This window comes from Mycobacterium sp. MMS18-G62, assembly GCF_053877835.1.
The window spans coordinates 4310927-4329012 of sequence record NZ_CM132662.1; the positions used below are offsets into that span (position 1 = coordinate 4310927).

The following is an 18086-nucleotide window of genomic DNA, read 5'->3' on the forward strand; positions in this document are numbered from 1 at the left end:
AAAGCTGCCCATGATCCGCTACGTCCTGTCCGCGATCGACCGCTACTGCTTTTCGTGGGCCTGCATTGCGGCCGCCGCGTCACGAGCAGTCTTGACGAAATCCTGTGCCTGGGAAAGCTGTTCCTTCAAGTAGTCGGTCAATACCTGGCCGCGCGCGTTGAACGCCTTCTCCAGCAGCTTCGCGAGGGGATTCTCGTCTGTTCCGAAATATCCTGTGGTCTCGTCTAGTTCGTCGTCGATAAGCTGCTGCAGGCTTGCCTCATAAGGCGTGAAGGCCTGGTTCACTTCCGGAACCACAGCCGGATCCAGGTACAGCTTCTTTTGTCCAGTGGCGGCGTCGAGGCCACTCCAGGGACTGGTCATGATTCTCCTATGTCGTGATCGGTTTTACGGCTCATCTCTACGTTGAGCGGCAGGGTTACTTCTTTCTCGATGCGAATCAACACCGCTGCCGACGTGACAAAATTTCCGGTTGCGAACAGCATGACCAAGTCGCCGACCTTGGCGATCTTGTTGTTCATCAGGTAGGCGAGGTTCACGCAGAAGTCCGACACCGTCAGATGCCCGAATCGTCCGGCGAATGAGTGGAGGCCCGGTGTCGGCCGCAGACGAGCATGCTTCGCGAGCATATCTGTGACGTCTCTCGGCTCGATGAATGATGGTGCAAACCAATCGATGTCATCGGGCTCGAGTCCTACTCGTTGATAGCAGTCGGTGACTGTGCTGACCGCGATCTGGAAGCTGGCCATCGCATTGTGTGCGGCCAGTCCCGGATGGCGTCGGTCATAGTCGTCGAACCTGGCAATCCAATCCTGAAGCACAGGAAACGACGGATCGTCGAGACCATGATCTGATCTGCTGCGCATCATTTCGGCCGAGGGATTATGCGAGCGCGCCGCGGCGGACAATATCCGGGCGAACCCGTCGTGCCTGTTCAACACCGCGCAGAAGGCGCTATCGCCCATCAGCGAGCCCTCGGTCGCCGGGCTTGCGGCATATTCATAACGGTCGAAGAAGAAATTGCTATCGCCGCCGGTCACCATCGCGTAGTCGCCGGCCCAGCCCGCGTTGAGCACCGCATCGGCAAGCATCACGCCATAGAGCCCGCCGGAACAGAACTGCCGTATCTCGGTGGCAGCACCGCCAGATGCTTTGCCGAGCACCGTGTGCTGAATCGAATTCTGTATGGGCCAGAAGTGTTCGCCCTGATACAGGGAACCGCAATGAAACGATGCGGCCATGCCGTCCGCGGCCTCGGACAGCACGCTGGGGTCGATCTGCCGGGCCGCCAATTCCACCATTTCGTGCACGGACAGCATTTCAGAAGGTGCACTCGACAGATGCTTCGGGCGACCACCTGCGTCCGTGCCGGCAGGCACATGCGCGGATACCACGCTAAGGTATGCCATCGAAACCTCGGTCTGATGTCGCGGCCGAAACTCGTTCCGTCGCCTGCAGTTGCAGCTCCTCGACCTTCTTGAAAGCGTCCAGAAGGTTCGAGACCGTGGCGGGAACAATCTGAAACGTCTGCGCGCCTTCGTTGACCAAGTACGCTCCGTCGTCGGCCACGTTCACCAGCGTCAGATAGTTGGCGTTTCTGAGTTCGTAGTCCAACGTGAAGTCGGCGGAGCCGCCCAGGAGTATCGACGCGGTGATCTTCGACTCGCGGAAGAACTCCGCCGGCGTCTCGTCCTCGATTCGCGCATCCTTGCGCGGTTTCGTCCCGGGCTTGTAGTCGGGCAACGCCTCGGCGACGACTTGCGGAAAGTCCACGTTGACGCACCCGATGATCTGGACGTCTTCGCCAAATATCGTCTGATCGCTGGGATCTTGCGTGATCACCGCGCAGTATCCGGTTGTCCCGATCACGCCGAACAGGCGATAGAGCTGTTCGTCAGGGCCGTGCCCGATTCGGCCGAACCCGGTCATCATGAAGGCGGGGTAGCGCATCGCTTCCAGGATGCGTACACGATTTTGCGTGAGAGCCGCACGCTGGCGGGCGAGCGCGGCCTTCGTGGCGCTCTCGACCTCCGACATGTATGTCTGATGCCGGTTGCGATATGCGAGCGGAAATGGGAGTTGGTCAAGACCAAGGGCTTCCCATATGCATCTGAAGTCGAAGCCGCTCATGAACCAGGGCTCAACGTCGTGGCGCAGCGGCGCCACATCATCGGTGATCATGCCGAACCGCCTTCTCCGATGCCGAAACTGCGGCCACGCGCGCAAGGCCGGAACCCCTGGCGCTGGCCGCAGTTTCGACGCGCGAGGTACTAGAACCCGCCGGCAAGGTGCGAATCAAGCGCCGCGGCGTCCTCCTGCGACTGGTTGCCGCCGGACCGCGTTTGGGTGATCTCATTGAGGATGCTGTCCATCATCGACGAGATCTCAATGTGCTTCTGCTGCAGCGCAGCAGCGGCTTGACCTTCGTACACACCCGACAGCGCGCTGAAGACCTTGTTCACTTCGTCGCGCAACGCTTGCGCGTCGTTGGTCCGGCCCTGGATGTCGTCCAGAGAAGCGTAGTTGGATCCGTAGTCGTAACGAATGGTGTCCATAATCAAGACCTTTCGATTCTTAGTCGGTGTCGTGGCTGACCAGCGTCTGGATGTCGCTCTTGCCCTTCTCGGCGACGTGCTGCAGCTGGTTGATGACGTAGTTGAAGTCATCATGGTGTTGCGTCATGATGCCGCGGAACGTCTGCGCCCTGCCGCCCTGCCACGAGCTGCCGGTCATTGTTTCGGTGCTGTCCAGAATCCTGCTGGCCAACGACTTCAGGTTGTACATCGCCTCGTCAACCTGGTGGATCTTGGTTTGGGCGTCCTGAGGCGTCAGATGGAGCGTCATAGTTTCTCCTCATGTGAATTGGTGAGAGTTCACAACTAAGGGCTGTACGGAACTAGAACTCCTCCCATCTCTCGGTGGAAAGCTCGACAAGCTGGCCGATGGCTTGCTTGATGGCGTGGTCGGAGCCCGCCTTGAGCGTGGTCCACAACTGACCGGTAGGGGATGCGCTCGGGGCGCCGACGATGCGCCCACGCTTGGTGTAGAAAACGCCAACGGCGGTGGGCGGCCGCGAGATACGGCCCTCTTCACGATCAAGCACGTAGTACACGATCTCGGCGAATGCCTGTCGGGAAGCGAGCGCCGAGCCGAGCAGCATCGCGGTGCGCGCGTCCGCACCCAGCGCTCGGATTCGGTCGGACAACAGGGTTGCGTCGTGCGTGCCCGACAGCGCATCGCTGACCGCATCCAGTGGCGCACCGACCGGTTCGATTTCCGCGGAGGGCGACGCCGGCAGCTGGCGTAGCAATGCGCGAGCGGCATGATCCTGTGTTGCCTGTGCTTGCACCGCTTCGACGACGATTTCGTTGCCGATCCGGCGCGCCGAGATGCACTGCGCATCTTGGCGGACGACCGTGACCCGGGCTGTGCCGTCCGGCGTGACCAGACGCATTGCCAGCTCACGGTCGGGCCGTTGTAGCGCACGCATGACCGGCACGAGTTCCGGTGCTATCTCGCCGTCGCGGATCAGGCCCCGCTCGGCCAGCCTGCGGGTGGCAAGGTCGACGGCCGTTGTCATGGCGGTTTCGGTGCGGTGTCGCGGCCGCAGACCCAACACGATGGGCAATACGTCGATTCCCAGGCGGGACGCGATGATCTGCATCTCGACATCGGTGACGGCGAAATGCGGTGTGAGCGTGGCGGTCACAGCTTGAGCTCCCGATCGACGCCGATCACAGGGGGAGACACCCAGCTGTTGTCCACCTGTTCGAGCGTGCGGCCCGGATCGTCGGCGAAGCCCTCGGGTGCCGGGCCCTCGGGTGCCACCAGCTCGTCGAACACCGCGGTGTCCGGACCCCAGCTGACGTTGGACACCACGAACGGCGAATCGTTCTGCTCGGCCGCGGGGAGCCAGGGCTGTCCCGAATCCGACACTCCCGCGCCGGGTTCGCCCGCGCCGTCGAGCGATGCGGCGGGTTGCGTGGACTCGTAGTCGCCGCGGTGATCACCGCGCGCCATACCCGCCAACGGGGCATAGGGTGCGCCGCCCATCCCGCTACCCGCCGCCGCGCCCGACGCCGACACGAATCCCGTCTTCTGCAGGTGCTTTGGATCGGCGGTCGACTTGACCTCGGCGGCCGTCATCGGCGCCAGCGGAACCGCGGGCGCTGCGCCACCGGCCGCAGCACCGCCTGCAGAGCCACCTCCGCCGGACTCGCCGCCCGCGCCCTGTTCTGCCTTGAGCGCATTGCCCTTTGACACCTCGGGAGGAAGGGGCTGCTCCCACGGCTGGGCCAGCTGCGAGACCGCGTCCTCATACTGGGTCATGACCGCCGCGGCGTTCGCCTGATCCGCGGTTGCCGCTTCGTCGAACTCGGCGAAGGTGCCCGTCAGCACGGCGCCGTTGTAGGCGGCGAGCGAGGCCATCATGTCCTGCGCGGCCTTGGCCTCGACTGCTTCCGACACGCTGGGCATGGCCAGCACAGCCACGGTGTTGGCGACGGCGGCCTCTTCGGCCCGCTGGCCGTTGGCGGCCGCGTTGAGGCTCACCGCCTGCAGCCATTTGCCGAATTCTTCAAGTCGGCGCACGGCCGCGGTGGACGCCTGGCTGTCCCACACCGTTCTCAGACGGGTCACCAGCTTGTCGAAATCAGTTGAAATATTGGCGAATTCGTTGGCCACCCGGACCCAAGCTGCGCCGGCTCCGCCAACGGAGGCAGGGCCCGGCCCGTCGGTGAGGTCACGCGCCAGCTGTTCTGTGCTGCGCGATTCCCACACGACGTTGGTAAAACCCACGCTCGGACCTCCCTTCGCCGCTCAACAAACCCGTCGACGCTTGTTGTGACCGTTAGGCGGTGAAGTCCTCTTCGGCGGCCACGACGTTGTCCGTATGCCCGCGCAATGTCGCAGCCGCCTCGCGCATCTCGCCGAGCCCCTTGTCGGCCGCGGTCCCGAACTGCGCGTGAACTTCGTTGAGAGTGGCCGCAACACGCTGGGACACCTCGTCGCGTGCGGAGGGGGTGACGGAGAGGTTCACCGCTTCGTCCTGCAGTAGGCGTTGTGCGCGACCGGCGAGCTCGTCAAGCTGACGGCTGACTTCGGCCACCTCGTCGGGTTGGATCGACATTCCGGCGCTATCGGCCATTACGGTTCTCCTCACTGATAACTAGATCCGGAGTTCGACGTCCGGAGGCTCGTTGGGATCGGCCTCGCCGAGCACCGGGGGCGCTGCTGTGCCGAGATCTCCGACGATCTCGCCGCCTTGGTCGGTGGTGTGCAGGAACGACGCAGCCGTGTGGCTTTGGGAGGAATTGTGTGCGCCCTGGCCGGCCATCGGGCCGTACGGGGCGCCGCCCATCATGCCGGCGCCAGAGCCCCCGGCCGCGCCGGTGGTTACCGCACGCACGCCTGATTGTCCTGCGGCCGAAGCAGTTTCGGGCTGCACCATGGCTGACGTCGCTATCGATCGCGGCGCGCCAACTCCGCCAGCACCGACACCGCCACCCCCTGCGCCGCCGCCGGCGGCCCCGCCACCGGAGAGCGGTGCGCCCGCGATACCGCCTGCCGCGGCCGCGGCAGGGTCGGTCGCTGACTGCTGGGCGGCTTGGCTCGCAGCGGACGCTGCGCCGGTGCCGGCCTGAATCCCCGCCTCGGCGCCCTTGGTAGCCATTTGCATCAGTGGCGATACCAAACTCGACAACGGGCTTGACGCCGCGGAGGAGGCCGCCAATTGCGGGGCGGCGGTGACGTCCACTGGAACTCCGGCCGCCGTTACCTGGGCTGCCTGTGCGCCCAACGACGTCTGCAGTTCCGTCATGACTTCGGCCGTCGACGCGATCGCCTTGTTGGCCGCGGCAATTGCGGCGGCCCATCCCCACGGGAAGATGATGTTCGGACCGATCGCCGCCAACGTGGCCTGGAATTCGGCGATGATTTCGATCAGCCGCACCCGCGCTTGCCCCACGTCTGTCGCTGCGGTCGCCAGACTGCTCTTCAGCGCGTCTGATTGAGCACCGACCTCAGCTCCGTTGGCGATCGCGGTGGCCGTCTTGGTGGCTGCGCTGGTACCGGAGGCGCCCTGCCACGCGTCATCCACCGAGGCCAATGCCTGCTTCAACGGGGAACCGGTTGACTGGAATGCCTGAGAAATGCCCTGCAACATGGCTGTTGGGTCGACACCGTCGAACAGGCCGTTGCCCAAGGTGCCTAGCGCGTCGGTGACCGGACTGATCAGCGCGCTCGGGTCCATCGGACTGGCTTGTGGCGGCGCGGCGTCGGGCTGGGCTTCCGGTGGAGGCGGGTCTTGCTGAGGCTTTCCGTCAGCAAAAGGTGGCAACCCGAGCCTTTCCAGAATTTCCTTTACTGGCAAATTTAAATAGTCTTGCAGACTCTGCTCGTGAGCAGCGATGACCGGCGCTGGGTCGTAGCCGGGCATGTACTGAGCTAGCTGGCTAGTCGGATTAACTGGTGCCGGAGGCAAAAGTGCGGCCATCGGTGCCGCCGTGCTAGGTGCTGTCGGAGGTGACGATGGCGGACTGCGAGGCATCAGTGGCGGCGCCGATGCCGGCGTGAACTCCGCCGACAAGCAGCGTGCCCGCCAAATTGTTTGACTGCGCAGGGCCATACGCCATCAAGTAGGTCGCTCCGATCGGCCCCAGTGCGGCGGCTGCGGAGTTGAGCATGGCTGCCGAGTCCGCCGATCCGGCCGACGTGATCGCCGCTGAGGCGGCCTCGTTGGCGGCGGAGAACGCTGTCATGCCGGTGGGAACGGCGGCAAAAACCTCACCCATTGTGTCAATACCTTCCCGGCTCGGTGCTCGCGTTGCATCTGCACCAGATAAACAAACTATAGCGGCGAAGGTCGGTGACAGCTAACTGTTTTCCATCGCAATTGGCCTGCGCGAAATTTATGAGCAAACAATTGACGCGCGGTCAAATTGCTGAGCAAATATTCAGCTGACACACAGCGCGTCCTAATCGACCAACTACCTCGCGTTGTTGATCGACTCGGGGAAGGCGCACCCTTTGCCCGCCTGCCAGCCGACGGTGAAATGATCGGTGTGGCAAGGGTGTTGATGCGTGTCGAGGCCTGCGACGACATGCACGACGATGGCGAACTTACGGTCACGACAATCCAAGGCGTCGATTGGTGTCTGTGCGGAGTTGTCGCGTTCGTAACTTGGCCCGTGGTCGCAAACTTGCTGGAAGTTGGAAGCGGTTTACGGACAAGGCGAAAAGTGTTGCACCCCAGCGCAGTTACTGGGAAGGACGGCAAACAAGTCGGACAAGTAGGTGCGGGCTGGGCTGGCGTGTGCCACCTGCTATGTCACCGGGCGAGGACCAGGTCGGCAAACCCTGGCAGGGGCCTTGGCAATGCTACGGCTGGTGCGGCTCGAAAGTGGTGCCGTCCCAACGGGTTAGGGGCGCCTGCCGTAGCTCGGTCATACGGCGGCTGAATTCTTCGGACAGAAAACCTTGCCGATCCGCCGCCACCTGGGCGGCCGCATGTGCGGTTTCGACGATGAGCTTGGCCAGTGCATCGGGCCCCAGCTTGTGAGCGTTGGCCCCCAGCCATAAACCTGTCATCGCGCCGAAACCATCGACTTCGACACTGACGTTCTGGTCGCGACTGGTCACGCGCGCCGAGATGGACTTGCAGTGCTCGTCCATGGCGGCCACCAGGTCACGCTGCTTGACAATGCGGGCGATCAGCGAGTCGGCCAGACCGGTCACACCGACCTCCTCCAGCTCGGCGGCAGCTCGTCGTCGTCGCCAAGGACCTCTTCCTCGGCCCGGGACAGGTCATCCTCGGTGGCCAGCGCCAAGCTGCGGATAACCGCTGCGTTGAAACCCTTTTCGGCCAGGTCACGGCGGCGCGCGACCTGCGCGCGCGCGGCCGACAGCCGGCACAGGGCCATGATGTCGCCCGCGAGCTGCTGTGGTGGTTTCTCCAGCTCGACGGCGTCGAGGCGCAGGGCGACCGGAAGGCCACGTTCGGTGGTGAGCACCGAAATGGTTCCACGACGTGAGTGCACCGGCTGCTGCGGCATGTCCGGCCTCCTCGCAGCTGTTCGGTCGCCACTGAAATCGACAATGTTGCGACCTTCAAACTTAGTACAATCACGGGCATCCGTTCGGCGTCTCGCGGGACGGAAGTAATGTGCGAAACACTCACAATGACCGCACATTCGGATCGGATCCTCGGGGTCCAGCCTCGCGCGTCCCGCATGGCCCGACCGCGCAGGGAGGAGACAGGTCGCCGCCGATGACTGGCACCAGTGACGCCCAGCGGGTGTTCGATGCGGGCGTGCTGTCGCTCGGACTTCCGATCGATGGGCTGGAGACCGAGCGGGATACGTCGTACGCGGCGCTGGCGTTCAAGCGCGCCACCGAATACGACCCCGACATGTGCGACGCATGGCTGGGTCGGGCCGCCGCCGGCGACACCAGCGCGGAGGTCATCTATCACTTGTATCGCACGAGCAAGATCTCGTTGTTCCGTGAGCAGCGCCGACTCGGGCTTCCGGCGCGCGCGCTGAGTGGACGATTTCAGACCGGGTTGTATCTGGACTATCCGTTGGCAACCAAGACGGAGATGTGGCTTGCCTATGCGGCCAGCATGATCGGCGCCAACGACTACAACGAAGCCGAGCAGGTCCTCGACGAGCTGGACACCCTGCGCGCGGCGATGCCCGGCGGCGATGCGGAGTCATCACAAATCTGCGCCTACATCCGCGGCGTGCTGCATTTCACGACGCAGCGCTGGCCGGATGTGTTGACCGCACTGAGCAATTCAGCGTCGTTCACCGACGAGTACGTCGCTGCGGGCGCGCACCTCATGGTGGGGTCGGCGTGCGCGCAGATGGGTCTTTTCGGTGAAGGCATCCGCAGGCTGGATCAGGCCATCGAGGGTCCGATTCCGGCGGCGCGTCGTGCCGCGGAGTTCTGCAAGGGTCTGACACTGCGCGAGATGGGTAATGAGGAACAGGCGCGCGTCATCTTCGAGCGGATCTACAGCGAGGAGCCGGGGTTCGAGGCGAACGCCGCGGCACTGAAAGATCCGAAATACCGGTTGATCATCACGACCAAAGAGATGATCGACTCGCGCACCGATCGATGGGATCCGGCCAGCGCCCCAAGTGCCGAAGATCTCATGGGTGACGATCTGTCCGAACGCGGCAACGAATACCTCCGCGCGGCGCAACAGGAGCTGGACCGCCAGATCGGTTTGGTGGACGTCAAACTGCAAGTGGCCAAACTGAAGTCGGCGGCGATGCTGGCGAAAGTTCGTGGCGACAAAGGCCTCAACGCCGCCTCCCGCACGCTGCACCTGGCGTTCACCGGCCCGCCAGGAACGGGCAAGACCACGATCGCCCGCGTCGTTGCCCAAACCTACTGCGGTCTGGGGTTGTTGCGGACGCCGGCGGTCGTCGAGGCCAAGCGCAGTGACTTCGTCGGACAGCACCTGGGTAGCACCGCGATAAAGACCAACTCGCTGATCGACTCGGCGATGGACGGCGTGCTGTTCATCGATGAGGCGTACACCCTGATCCAGACCGGACTGTCCGGTGGCGACGCGTTCGGGCGCGAGGCGGTGGACACATTGCTGGCCCGGATGGAAAACGACCGCGACCGGTTGGTGGTCATCATCGCCGGCTATGACGCCGAGATCGACCGGTTCCTGGCGTCCAATGAAGGCCTGGCGTCGCGGTTTCCGAAGCGAATCCGGTTCGGCTCGTACAACGCGCAGGAGTTAGGCGACATCGGACGCCTGATCGCGCGAACACGCGACTCCGAACTCTCGGAGGCCGCGTACGAAGAACTGGTCGCCGCGTCCACCACCCTGTGCCAGAGTGAGGCGCTCGACTCGGCGGGTCAGCTGCGACGCGGCATCGACCTGGCCGGTAACGGGCGCTTCGTGCGCAATGTGATCGAGGCCGCCGAAGAAGAACGCGAGTATCGGCTTTCCGAGAGCTACGGCTCGACGCTCCAAGAGCTCGACGAAGCCCAGCTGATGCGCATCGAGCTTCCTGACATGCAGGCCGCCCTCAAGCAGGTGCTCGGCATGCTTGCCCCGAACTGAGGACGGAAGTGAACATGACGCAATCGTTCCGTGATGCCGACACAGGGCCAATCCGCCTGCCGTCGCCGGCGCCCGCTCCAGCATCGCTGCATCCGCCTGAGCCGACGCCGTTCACCAGCGCCGCGTCGAACAGGCCGCGGCCGCAAGCCCCGACGAATCGAGAGTTGGGACTCATCCGCAGCCGGCCTGCGCCGAAGACCGGTTGGCGCAAGGCGATTCATCGGGCCACCGGATTGAATCCCGGTGAATCCGCAGAGGAAACCAAGCACAGAGCGGTCATCGATCGGGTGAACCAACCCGTGCGGGGAGGCCCATTCACCATCGCGGTGCTGTCTCAGAAGGGTGGGGTCGGCAAGACGACCACAACAGTTGGACTCGGCGCCACCCTGGCCGCAATCCGCGGTGACCGAGTGGTGGCCATGGACGCCAACCCCGACTTCGGAACCCTGGCTCAGCGGGGCCCCGACGAGACCGATTCGACCGTGCGCGACGTGTTGCTCGACGACAACATCGTCCGGTACTCCGATATGCGGCGACACACCTCGCAGAACTCGAGCCGGCTGGAAATCCTCGCCTCCGAGCGTGATCCCGCAACCTCGGATGCGTTCTCCGCGGCCGACTATCGCGGGGTGCTGCGGGTGCTGCAGCGGTTCTACAACATCATCCTGACCGATTGCGGTACGGGGCTGGTGCATTCCGCGATGGCCGGCGTGCTGGCCGAGGCCGATGTGATCGTGATCGTCGCATCGCCGGCGATCGACTCGGCACGCAGCGCCCTGGCCACCCTCGATTGGCTTGAGCGCCAGGGCTATTCGCATCTGGTTCCTGGAGCAACTCTGGTGTTCAGCGCGTCACGGCAGGGCGAGTTGGGACTGGATATGAACCAGTTGGCCCGCCACTTCCTGCCCAGCGTGCGCGCGCTGCACGTCATCCCGTTCGACGACCACCTGGCCAGGGGTTCGGAGATCGACCTCGAATTGTTGAGCCGGCAGACGCGTCAGGCGTTCCTCGAGCTGGCGGCCACCCTCGCCGACAGCTTCGCCGCCCTCGGCTCAGGCCGCGCCGTGACTCACGGCCGCAACTCATCGCGGAGATAAGGAATCGCGAAGCATTCCTCCGAGCAGCCGGCGGATCGCAGTTGCATACCTGCGGTAGGTTAGTGCATACTCGGGGTATGCAAATACTCCGGCAAGACTTGAAAGCGATCTCTGAGCGATATTTCGCGGCGTGGGAGGCCCGCGATCCCGATGCGATCGTCGCGCTGCACACTGACGACACCCGGTTCTGGACGCACCTCGGCACTGCACCTGTGCAGGGCCGCGACGCGGTGCGCGAAGCCTTCGCCGAGATATTCGAACGGTTCCCGGGATTCTCGTTCGAGACCTACCGCGTGCTCTACGGCGAAAACCACTGGGTGCTCGACTGGGCGCTCATCTCCGGTGACGTCCGATTCGACTGCCTCGACGTCGTCGACGTTTCGCCCGACGGCCAAATCGCCCGCAAAGACACTTTCATCGACGCGGTCCAGCTGCAGACCGCGATGGGCGCGGTGCTGTGATGGCGACCGCAACGTCAGTCGATCAGCTCCCGCTCGTCACTGCGCTACCCGTCGAGCACCTCTTCGACATGCATGTGAATCTTCAACCAGCACAGTCGATTCCGACTTCTGTCGGTAACCGGATGACGTTCATCACGACCGGTGGCGTCATCGACGGGCCGAAACTGCGTGGTGAGCTGCTGCCCGGTGGGGGAGACTGGCTGCTGGTCGGCAGTGACGGGGTCGGACGGGCCGACATCCGCGCCACGATTCGTACCCACGACGGCGCGCTCATCCACTACGAAAGCCGCGGCATCATCAAGATTCCCGCCGACGGCCTGGATCGCCTCGCGGCGGGAGAAGTGTTGCCGTTCGACCAGACGTACGTACGGACCACGCCGAAGTTCGAAACGGCCGACGAACGCTACACCTGGCTGAGCGAGGTGGTGGCACTGGGCTATAACGTGTTGTCGCCCAACCACATCGACTACCGCATCTACCGGGTGCTCTGACGTGGATCAGGCACGGCTGGCCGAAGGATCGAATCGGGTGGTCGCCCGCTGGCCGCGAGCCCAGCGGGCGATGGGACGGCTACATGCCCGGCTCTACACGATGACGGGCGGCCGTGTTCTGCCTCGGTGGTTCGCGGGCGCACCCGTGATGGTGCTGGAGACCGTCGGCCGTCGAACCGGGCAGAAGCGCGCCACACCCGTGCTGTACCTGCGTGACGGTGACGCCCTGGTGGTTCTCGCCGCGAACGCGGGTGCCGACAGGACTCCCGCGTGGTGGCTCAACCTCAGGGAGGCCGGATTCGGCCAGGTGATCCTCGGCCGCAATCGGATGCGTGTGCGGCCGCGGGTGGTTGAAGGCGCTGAACGCGAGCGTCTCTGGCGCGCGTTCGTCGAAATGTACCCGCAGGCGCAGCACTACACCCGGTTCACCGACCGCGAGATGCCGCTGATCGCGTTGGAGCCGGCGACGGCATGACGACCGGATATGGTCAGGCCGTGGCGAGGCGGGTGGCGAGACGAACCCAAGCCGAACGCACGGAAGCGACCACCACGGCGCTCGTCGACGCCGCGCGTGAACTCTTCGCGCGTGACGGCTATGACGTCACGTCGCTTTCGGCGGTGGCGGCGCGGGCCAACGTGACGAAGGGTGCGGTATATCACCACTTCGAAGGCAAGCGGCAGCTCTTCGAGGCGGTCTTCACGCGCGAGGTCGAGCGGATGGCGACGCCGGTGGTGGCGGCCTATGGCCGCAAGAAGGATCCGTGGGACGCGTTCCAGGCGGGCTGTCGCGCGTTCCTGGACGAGTGCCTCGACGCCGACGTGCAACGCATCGTGCTGCTCGACGCGTTCTCCGCGCTCGGATGGGAAGAAGTGCGGCGGCTGGAGGCTCCGCTGCTCGAGATGATGGAACTCGGCATTTCGCGCGCGGTGGAAGCGGGCCGAATCGCCAACCGCCCGCCCGGTCCGCTCGCCAGTTTTCTCTACGGCGCGCTATGCGAGACCGCGATGATCGTCGCCCGCGCCGACGACCAGAAGGCCGCCCACCGGCAGGCCGTCGCCGAGATCGCCAGCATCTTGAACGGCCTCGCGATTTCGGCTGGCTAAACCCCACGTGGGAAGATGGGACGCGTGTTGCGTTGGACCACAGCTGGTGAATCCCACGGCCGCGCGTTGGTGGCCGTGGTCGAAGGCATGGTCGCCGGTGTGCACGTGACGTCGAAAGACATCCAGGACCAGCTGGCCCGCCGCCGCCTCGGCTACGGCCGCGGCGCCCGGATGAAATTCGAACAAGACCAGGTCACCATGCTTGCCGGCGTCCGGCACGGCGTCACTCTCGGCGGCCCGATCGCCATCGAGGTCGGCAATACCGAATGGCCGAAATGGGAGACCGTGATGGCCGCCGACCCCGTGGACCCCGCGGAGCTTGACGTCGCCCGCAACGCGCCGCTGACCCGGCCGCGGCCAGGCCACGCCGACTACGCCGGCATGCTGAAATACGGTTTCGACGACGCCCGCCCCGTGCTGGAACGCGCCAGCGCCCGCGAGACCGCGGCCCGCGTCGCGGCAGGAACCGTTGCCCGCGCATTCCTCAAGGAGGCCCTCGGTGTCGAGGTGCTCTCCCACGTGATCTCCATCGGCGCGTCCAAGCCCTACGACGGGCCGCCGCCGCACGCCTCCGATCTCGAGGCCATCGACGCCAGCCCGGTGCGCGCATCCGACAAGGACGCCGAAGCTGCCATGATCGCCGAGATCGAGGCCGCCAAACGCGACGGCGACACGCTCGGCGGGATCGTCGAGGTCGTCGTGCACGGCCTTCCGATCGGGCTGGGGTCGTTCACAAGCGGCGACAACCGCCTCGACAGCCAGCTGGCCGGCGCCGTCATGGGCATCCAGGCGATCAAGGGCGTGGAGATCGGCGACGGCTTCGAAACCGCGCGCCGCCGTGGAAGCGTCGCGCACGACGAGATGTACCCCGGCCCCGACGGCGTGATGCGCTCGACCAACCGGGCCGGCGGCCTGGAAGGCGGCATGACCAACGGCCAGCCGCTGCGGGTGCGTGCCGCGATGAAGCCGATCTCGACGGTGCCGCGCGCGCTGGCGACCGTCGACATGGCCACCGGAGACGAGGCTGTCGCGATCCACCAGCGCTCCGACGTGTGCGCGGTACCCGCCGCCGGCGTCGTCGTCGAGACCATGGTCGCGCTTGTGCTGGCCCGCGCCGCGCTCGAGAAGTTCGGCGGCGACTCACTGTCCGAGACGCGGGCCAACATCAACACCTATCTGCGTGCCGTGTCGGAGCGCGAACCGTCGAATCAGCCCGCGCAGGCTTCGGGCTGATGGCTCCCAAGGCGGTGCTCGTCGGGCTGCCGGGGTCCGGCAAGTCCACCATCGGCCGGCGTCTGGCCAAGGCGTTGGACACCTCACTGCTGGACACCGACACCGCGATCGAGCAGACCACCGGCCGCACCATTCCCGACATCTTCGCCACCGACGGCGAGCAGGAGTTTCGCCGCATCGAGGAAGGCGTCGTCCGCGACGCGCTACAAACGCATGACGGCGTGCTGTCACTTGGCGGGGGCGCCGTCACCACTCCGGGTGTGCGCGAGGCATTGGCCGGCCACACCGTCGTCTACTTGGAGATCAGCGCAGCCGAGGGCGTGCGCCGGACCGGCGGCAGCACGGTCCGACCGCTGCTGGCCGGAGGCGACCGCGGCGAGAAGTTCAAAGCGCTGATGTCCCAACGCGTTCCGTTGTACCGGCGGGTCGCCACCATTCGCGTCAACACCAATCGCCGCAACCCCGGCGCGGTGGTGCGCTACATCGTCGAGCGCCTCGAAAACCCCGATGCGTCAAAGGCGCAGCGGCGACGGCGGCGAGGTTCATGGCGCCGTGCCCCTTCGTCGCTGATCCCCAAACCGTCGACGGAGGCGCCGCCGTCACCCGCGGCACTGGCGGCCAAGAAAGCGGGACGATGCCATGACTGAGCCCGTGACCGTCGACGTACTCGTCGATCCGCCGTACCCGGTGATCATCGGTACCGGTTTGTTGGGCGAGCTGGAACGGGTCCTCGACGGCCGTCACAAGGTCGCGATCCTGCATCAGCCGGTGCTCGCGCAGACCGCCGAAGCGATCCGAAAAACCTTGGCAGACAGAGAGATCGACGCACACCGCATCGAGATTCCCGACGCCGAGGCTGGTAAGGACCTGCCTGTCGTCGGATTCATCTGGGAAGTGCTGGGCCGCATCGGGATTGGCCGCAAGGACGCGATAGTCAGCCTCGGCGGGGGAGCGGCCACCGATGTTGCGGGCTTCGCCGCCGCCACCTGGTTGCGCGGTGTGGACATCGTTCATGTGCCGACCACCCTGCTCGGCATGGTCGACGCCGCCGTGGGTGGCAAGACCGGCATCAACACCGAGGCGGGCAAGAACCTGGTCGGCGCGTTCCACCAGCCGGCCGCGGTGATCGTCGACCTCGCGACGCTGGAGACGTTGCCGCGCAACGAGATCGTCGCCGGCATGGCCGAGATCGTGAAGGCCGGTTTCATCGCCGACCCGGTCATCCTCGACCTCATCGAGGCAGACCCGGAGGCCGCGCTCGACCCGACGGGCGACGTATTACCCGAACTCGTCCGCCGCGCCGTCGCCGTCAAGGCCGAAGTCGTCGCAGCCGATGAGAAGGAATCGCAACTGCGCGAAATCCTCAACTACGGGCATACTCTCGCGCACGCTATCGAGCGCCGGGAGCGCTACAAGTGGCGGCACGGTGCTGCGGTCTCGGTCGGCCTGGTGTTCGCCGCCGAACTCGGACGGCTGGCAGGACGCCTGGACGACGACACCGCCGACCGGCACCGCTCGATCCTCACCTCGCTGGGTCTGCCAGTCACATACGATGCCGACGCGCTGCCACAGTTGCTCGAATACATGATGGGCGACAAGAAGACCCGCGCGGGAGTGTTGCGCTTCGTCGTGCTCGACGGGCTGGCCAAGCCCGGACGTCTTGAGGGCCCGGATCCGTCGCTGTTGGCGGCGGCCTACGCAGAGGTGGGACAGGCATGACGACCGTGCAAGTGATCAACGGGCCCAACCTGGGCCGGCTGGGCAGGCGCGAGCCCGCGGTGTACGGCAGCACCACGCACGACGATTTGGTCGCGCTGGTGGAACGCGAGTCCGCCGAGCTCGGCCTGAAAACCGTTGTGCGCCAAACCGACAGCGAGGCCGAGCTGCTGGACTGGATCCATTCAGCGGCCGACGCCGGGGAGCCGGTCGTGCTCAACGCGGGTGCCCTTACTCATACATCGGTGGCGCTGCGCGACGCGTGTGCCGAGCTGAGCGCACCACTGATCGAAGTACACATCTCGAACGTCCATGCGCGCGAAGAGTTCCGGCATCACTCCTACATCAGCGCGGTGGCGACGGGCGTGATCGTCGGCCTCGGCGTTCAGGGATACGTTCTCGCGCTGCGGTATCTCGCCAGCCTCGGCTAGCGGCTCAGTCGTCGGTGCTGGCCACCGAATAGCAGATCGAGGTCGAGACAACCGCGGGCACCACGAATGTGAGTACCAGCACGCCGATGACCAGTGCGATGTTGGGAACGGTGAGCCAGGGCTTGGGAAAACGCGCAAGGCTGACGGCCAGCCCCGACGCGACGATCGCCAAGACGACGGTGCCCACGGTCGCGACCTTGATCGAGCGCAGTTCCAGCTGTGTTGGTTCGCTGGTGTCGGCCAACGACTTTCGCAGCGCCTTGGTGCGCCGGTACACAAGCACGAAGTCGACGAGGATGATCGCCGCCGCGGCCACGGAGATCAACGAAACCAGCCAGAAGTCGGGTCTGCGGTCGAACATGAAGTGCAGGTAGTCAATCGCGGTCTCGGACAGGATCAGCGTCGTCGTCATCGCCGCGGCGAATGTCAGCCAGCCGCCGAGGTCGGCAAGGAAGCAGTACGCGCGGACATCGTCGGGGTCAACATCGGTCACCTTGTTGGCGGCATGGCTGGCGAGCATCCAGCCGAGGCCGCCGAAAAGTGCGGTGGTGCCTGCGGCGAGCATCCCGATGGACACGGCGCCTTGTGTCCATGCGATCGAGCAGATGCCACGCCGATCGGTGTCAGGGACTACAGAGCCGGTGATCCAGCTGAACAGGAAGCTGCTCAGCATCAGAACGAGGACGGCCGAGGAGAACAGCGCCAGCGTATGAACGCCGTCGCGGCTGCTCCTGTCAAACAGCAGGGCGATGGCGGTGATCAGGAATGCGCCCGAGTACCCCGGCGAGTTGGGAGTTCGACGCCGCCGCCGACAGCATGCTCCATTGGTCGGACGTGCAGAACTCGTCCGGGTTCACTGAAGCGCGGAGTCAGCCCCGGCTAGGTCCGCTCCTCGTGGCGTGTCGTCTCCTCGGTCGCCTCGGGTTGGGTCTCGTCGGCACCCGGGTGGCGGACTGCGGCGAACACGTCGGTGTCGGCCCGCTCTTCTTGGTCGGCGGCGGCTTGCGCAAGGCCGTGATGACGACGCGGCTGCTTCTCGAGATTGCGGTCGACGAGCCAACGGCCCAGCGAGACGCCTGCGATGGCGAACAGGAACACCAGCAGCGCGGTGAAAGCCGCGAAGGTGGTGATCTCGTTGAGCAGCGCCTCGACGTACAGGCTCTTGTAGAACAGCGAGATGAACCAGGCCACCAGCCCGCTGACCACACCGGCGAACAGGCCGGCCAGCAGCCACGTCATCGCCAGGTCCCCGCGACGGTCGGGGTCAGGGTTGTCCCGCGCGTCGGCACGGCCGTCGCTGAGCCCCCAGATGAACACCGCGATCGCGTAGAGAGCGACCAGCACGATGCTGATCAATCCCGCCTTGGTCTCCCACGCGTTGATCATCGCCCCCTGAAGCAATCGAACGATCACCATCAGGGCCGCGAACACCAGTCCGCGCAGTAACCACTTACTCATGGGGCCACACC

Annotated in this window: 23 protein-coding genes and 1 pseudogene; 10 read left to right on the plus strand and 14 right to left on the minus strand. The window is 65.1% G+C overall.

Going from position 1 to position 18086, the window contains the following annotated elements; all coding sequences use genetic code 11:
- Positions 1-42: 42 nt before the first annotated feature.
- The 12 genes from ACWW36_RS21470 to ACWW36_RS21525 all read right to left on the minus strand — a co-directional run bounded on the left by ACWW36_RS21470 (position 43) and on the right by ACWW36_RS21525 (position 8051).
- Positions 43-363 carry a hypothetical protein gene (locus ACWW36_RS21470; RefSeq protein ID WP_456137983.1) on the minus strand — a complete coding sequence of 107 codons (321 nt, stop codon included), beginning with the start codon at positions 361-363 and terminating at the stop codon, positions 43-45.
- The gene (locus tag ACWW36_RS21475; protein ID WP_456137984.1) at positions 360-1409 is read right to left on the minus strand and encodes a 3-oxoacyl-[acyl-carrier-protein] synthase III C-terminal domain-containing protein; all 1050 of its coding nucleotides are present in this window, start codon (positions 1407-1409) and stop codon (positions 360-362) included. The genes ACWW36_RS21470 and ACWW36_RS21475 overlap by 4 nt, the downstream gene beginning before the upstream one ends.
- Positions 1396-2181, minus strand: a complete 786-nt coding sequence (locus tag ACWW36_RS21480; protein WP_456137985.1) for a hypothetical protein — start codon at positions 2179-2181, stop codon at positions 1396-1398. The genes ACWW36_RS21475 and ACWW36_RS21480 overlap by 14 nt, the downstream gene beginning before the upstream one ends.
- Positions 2182-2270: 89 nt before the next feature.
- Positions 2271-2555, minus strand: a complete 285-nt coding sequence (locus tag ACWW36_RS21485; RefSeq protein WP_456137986.1) for a hypothetical protein — start codon at positions 2553-2555, stop codon at positions 2271-2273.
- Between the two features lie 19 nt (positions 2556-2574).
- Positions 2575-2844: a hypothetical protein gene (locus ACWW36_RS21490; protein ID WP_456137987.1), complete on the minus strand. Its 270-nt coding sequence runs from the start codon at positions 2842-2844 to the stop codon at positions 2575-2577.
- A gap of 52 nt (positions 2845-2896) precedes the next feature.
- Positions 2897-3709, minus strand: coding sequence for an ESX secretion-associated protein EspG (locus ACWW36_RS21495; protein ID WP_456137988.1), 813 nt, complete (start codon positions 3707-3709; stop codon positions 2897-2899).
- On the minus strand, positions 3706-4797 hold the full coding sequence (locus tag ACWW36_RS21500) for a PPE domain-containing protein (protein WP_456137989.1): 1092 nt from the start codon (positions 4795-4797) through the stop codon (positions 3706-3708). The genes ACWW36_RS21495 and ACWW36_RS21500 overlap by 4 nt, the downstream gene beginning before the upstream one ends.
- 52 nt (positions 4798-4849) lie before the next feature.
- A complete protein-coding gene (locus ACWW36_RS21505) occupies positions 4850-5146 on the minus strand; it encodes a PE domain-containing protein (protein ID WP_456137990.1) in 297 nt (98 codons plus the stop codon).
- Between the two features lie 21 nt (positions 5147-5167).
- Positions 5168-6370, minus strand: coding sequence for a hypothetical protein (locus ACWW36_RS21510; protein ID WP_456137991.1), 1203 nt, complete (start codon positions 6368-6370; stop codon positions 5168-5170).
- 136 nt (positions 6371-6506) lie between these two features.
- Positions 6507-6791 carry a hypothetical protein gene (locus ACWW36_RS21515; protein ID WP_456137992.1) on the minus strand — a complete coding sequence of 95 codons (285 nt, stop codon included), beginning with the start codon at positions 6789-6791 and terminating at the stop codon, positions 6507-6509.
- A 586-nt stretch (positions 6792-7377) separates the two neighbouring features.
- On the minus strand, positions 7378-7734 hold the full coding sequence (locus ACWW36_RS21520; RefSeq protein WP_456137993.1) for a YbaB/EbfC family nucleoid-associated protein: 357 nt from the start codon (positions 7732-7734) through the stop codon (positions 7378-7380).
- A complete protein-coding gene (locus ACWW36_RS21525; RefSeq protein WP_456137994.1) occupies positions 7731-8051 on the minus strand; it encodes a hypothetical protein in 321 nt (106 codons plus the stop codon). Before ACWW36_RS21525 ends, ACWW36_RS21520 begins: the two co-directional genes overlap by 4 nt.
- Before the next feature lie 215 nt (positions 8052-8266).
- Here ACWW36_RS21525 and eccA point away from each other — a divergent pair, with 215 nt between their 5' ends.
- The 10 genes and pseudogenes from eccA (at position 8267) to aroQ (ending at position 16617) form a co-directional block, all read left to right on the plus strand.
- Positions 8267-10084 carry a type VII secretion AAA-ATPase EccA gene (gene eccA, locus ACWW36_RS21530; protein ID WP_456137995.1) on the plus strand — a complete coding sequence of 606 codons (1818 nt, stop codon included), beginning with the start codon at positions 8267-8269 and terminating at the stop codon, positions 10082-10084.
- A 14-nt stretch (positions 10085-10098) separates the two neighbouring features.
- The gene (locus tag ACWW36_RS21535) at positions 10099-11181 is read left to right on the plus strand and encodes an AAA family ATPase (protein WP_456137996.1); all 1083 of its coding nucleotides are present in this window, start codon (positions 10099-10101) and stop codon (positions 11179-11181) included.
- A gap of 77 nt (positions 11182-11258) precedes the next feature.
- On the plus strand, positions 11259-11642 hold the full coding sequence (locus tag ACWW36_RS21540; RefSeq protein WP_456137997.1) for a nuclear transport factor 2 family protein: 384 nt from the start codon (positions 11259-11261) through the stop codon (positions 11640-11642).
- A complete protein-coding gene (locus tag ACWW36_RS21545) occupies positions 11642-12133 on the plus strand; it encodes a DUF3237 domain-containing protein (RefSeq protein WP_456137998.1) in 492 nt (163 codons plus the stop codon). Before ACWW36_RS21540 ends, ACWW36_RS21545 begins: the two co-directional genes overlap by 1 nt.
- A 1-nt stretch (position 12134) precedes the next feature.
- Entirely contained in the window at positions 12135-12608 is a 474-nt protein-coding gene (locus tag ACWW36_RS21550; RefSeq protein ID WP_456137999.1) for a nitroreductase/quinone reductase family protein, read from the plus strand.
- Between the two features lie 20 nt (positions 12609-12628).
- Positions 12629-13237, plus strand: a complete 609-nt coding sequence (locus tag ACWW36_RS21555; RefSeq protein ID WP_456138000.1) for a TetR/AcrR family transcriptional regulator — start codon at positions 12629-12631, stop codon at positions 13235-13237.
- Between the two features lie 24 nt (positions 13238-13261).
- Positions 13262-14470 (plus strand): chorismate synthase, encoded by a 1209-nt coding sequence (gene aroC / locus ACWW36_RS21560; protein WP_456138001.1) that lies wholly within the window; start codon positions 13262-13264, stop codon positions 14468-14470.
- Positions 14470-14991, plus strand: a pseudogene (locus ACWW36_RS21565) (shikimate kinase); the annotation flags it as partial. The gene aroC and the pseudogene ACWW36_RS21565, both read left to right, overlap by 1 nt.
- Positions 14992-15109: 118 nt before the next feature.
- Complete coding sequence (aroB, locus tag ACWW36_RS21570) at positions 15110-16189, plus strand: 3-dehydroquinate synthase (protein WP_456138002.1); 1080 nt, start codon at positions 15110-15112, stop codon at positions 16187-16189.
- Positions 16186-16617, plus strand: a complete 432-nt coding sequence (aroQ, locus tag ACWW36_RS21575; RefSeq protein WP_456138003.1) for a type II 3-dehydroquinate dehydratase — start codon at positions 16186-16188, stop codon at positions 16615-16617. The genes aroB and aroQ overlap by 4 nt, the downstream gene beginning before the upstream one ends.
- Before the next feature lie 4 nt (positions 16618-16621).
- On the opposite strand, the gene ACWW36_RS21580 is transcribed toward aroQ, so the two are convergent.
- Positions 16622-17290: a hypothetical protein gene (locus ACWW36_RS21580; RefSeq protein WP_456138004.1), complete on the minus strand. Its 669-nt coding sequence runs from the start codon at positions 17288-17290 to the stop codon at positions 16622-16624.
- Positions 17291-17496: 206 nt separating this feature from the next.
- The gene (locus tag ACWW36_RS21585) at positions 17497-18075 is read right to left on the minus strand and encodes a B-4DMT family transporter (protein ID WP_456138005.1); all 579 of its coding nucleotides are present in this window, start codon (positions 18073-18075) and stop codon (positions 17497-17499) included.
- Positions 18076-18086: the final 11 nt, after the last annotated feature.

What these genes read in the sequence shown, in the direction of transcription:
- aroB (WP_456138002.1), top strand. Translation starts at nt 15,110, where the DNA reads ATGACTGAGCCCGTGACCGTCGACGTACTCGTCGATCCGCCGTACCCG.
- eccA (WP_456137995.1), top strand. Translation starts at nt 8,267, where the DNA reads ATGACTGGCACCAGTGACGCCCAGCGGGTGTTCGATGCGGGCGTGCTG.
- ACWW36_RS21580 (WP_456138004.1), bottom strand. Translation starts at nt 17,290, where the DNA reads ATGCTGAGCAGCTTCCTGTTCAGCTGGATCACCGGCTCTGTAGTCCCT.
- ACWW36_RS21525 (WP_456137994.1), bottom strand. Translation starts at nt 8,051, where the DNA reads ATGCCGCAGCAGCCGGTGCACTCACGTCGTGGAACCATTTCGGTGCTC.
- ACWW36_RS21505 (WP_456137990.1), bottom strand. Translation starts at nt 5,146, where the DNA reads ATGGCCGATAGCGCCGGAATGTCGATCCAACCCGACGAGGTGGCCGAA.
- aroQ (WP_456138003.1), top strand. Translation starts at nt 16,186, where the DNA reads ATGACGACCGTGCAAGTGATCAACGGGCCCAACCTGGGCCGGCTGGGC.
- ACWW36_RS21470 (WP_456137983.1), bottom strand. Translation starts at nt 363, where the DNA reads ATGACCAGTCCCTGGAGTGGCCTCGACGCCGCCACTGGACAAAAGAAG.
- ACWW36_RS21475 (WP_456137984.1), bottom strand. Translation starts at nt 1,409, where the DNA reads ATGGCATACCTTAGCGTGGTATCCGCGCATGTGCCTGCCGGCACGGAC.
- ACWW36_RS21515 (WP_456137992.1), bottom strand. Translation starts at nt 6,791, where the DNA reads ATGGGTGAGGTTTTTGCCGCCGTTCCCACCGGCATGACAGCGTTCTCC.
- ACWW36_RS21480 (WP_456137985.1), bottom strand. Translation starts at nt 2,181, where the DNA reads ATGATCACCGATGATGTGGCGCCGCTGCGCCACGACGTTGAGCCCTGG.
- ACWW36_RS21540 (WP_456137997.1), top strand. Translation starts at nt 11,259, where the DNA reads ATGCAAATACTCCGGCAAGACTTGAAAGCGATCTCTGAGCGATATTTC.
- ACWW36_RS21585 (WP_456138005.1), bottom strand. Translation starts at nt 18,075, where the DNA reads ATGAGTAAGTGGTTACTGCGCGGACTGGTGTTCGCGGCCCTGATGGTG.
- ACWW36_RS21485 (WP_456137986.1), bottom strand. Translation starts at nt 2,555, where the DNA reads ATGGACACCATTCGTTACGACTACGGATCCAACTACGCTTCTCTGGAC.
- ACWW36_RS21535 (WP_456137996.1), top strand. Translation starts at nt 10,099, where the DNA reads ATGACGCAATCGTTCCGTGATGCCGACACAGGGCCAATCCGCCTGCCG.
- ACWW36_RS21490 (WP_456137987.1), bottom strand. Translation starts at nt 2,844, where the DNA reads ATGACGCTCCATCTGACGCCTCAGGACGCCCAAACCAAGATCCACCAG.
- ACWW36_RS21545 (WP_456137998.1), top strand. Translation starts at nt 11,642, where the DNA reads ATGGCGACCGCAACGTCAGTCGATCAGCTCCCGCTCGTCACTGCGCTA.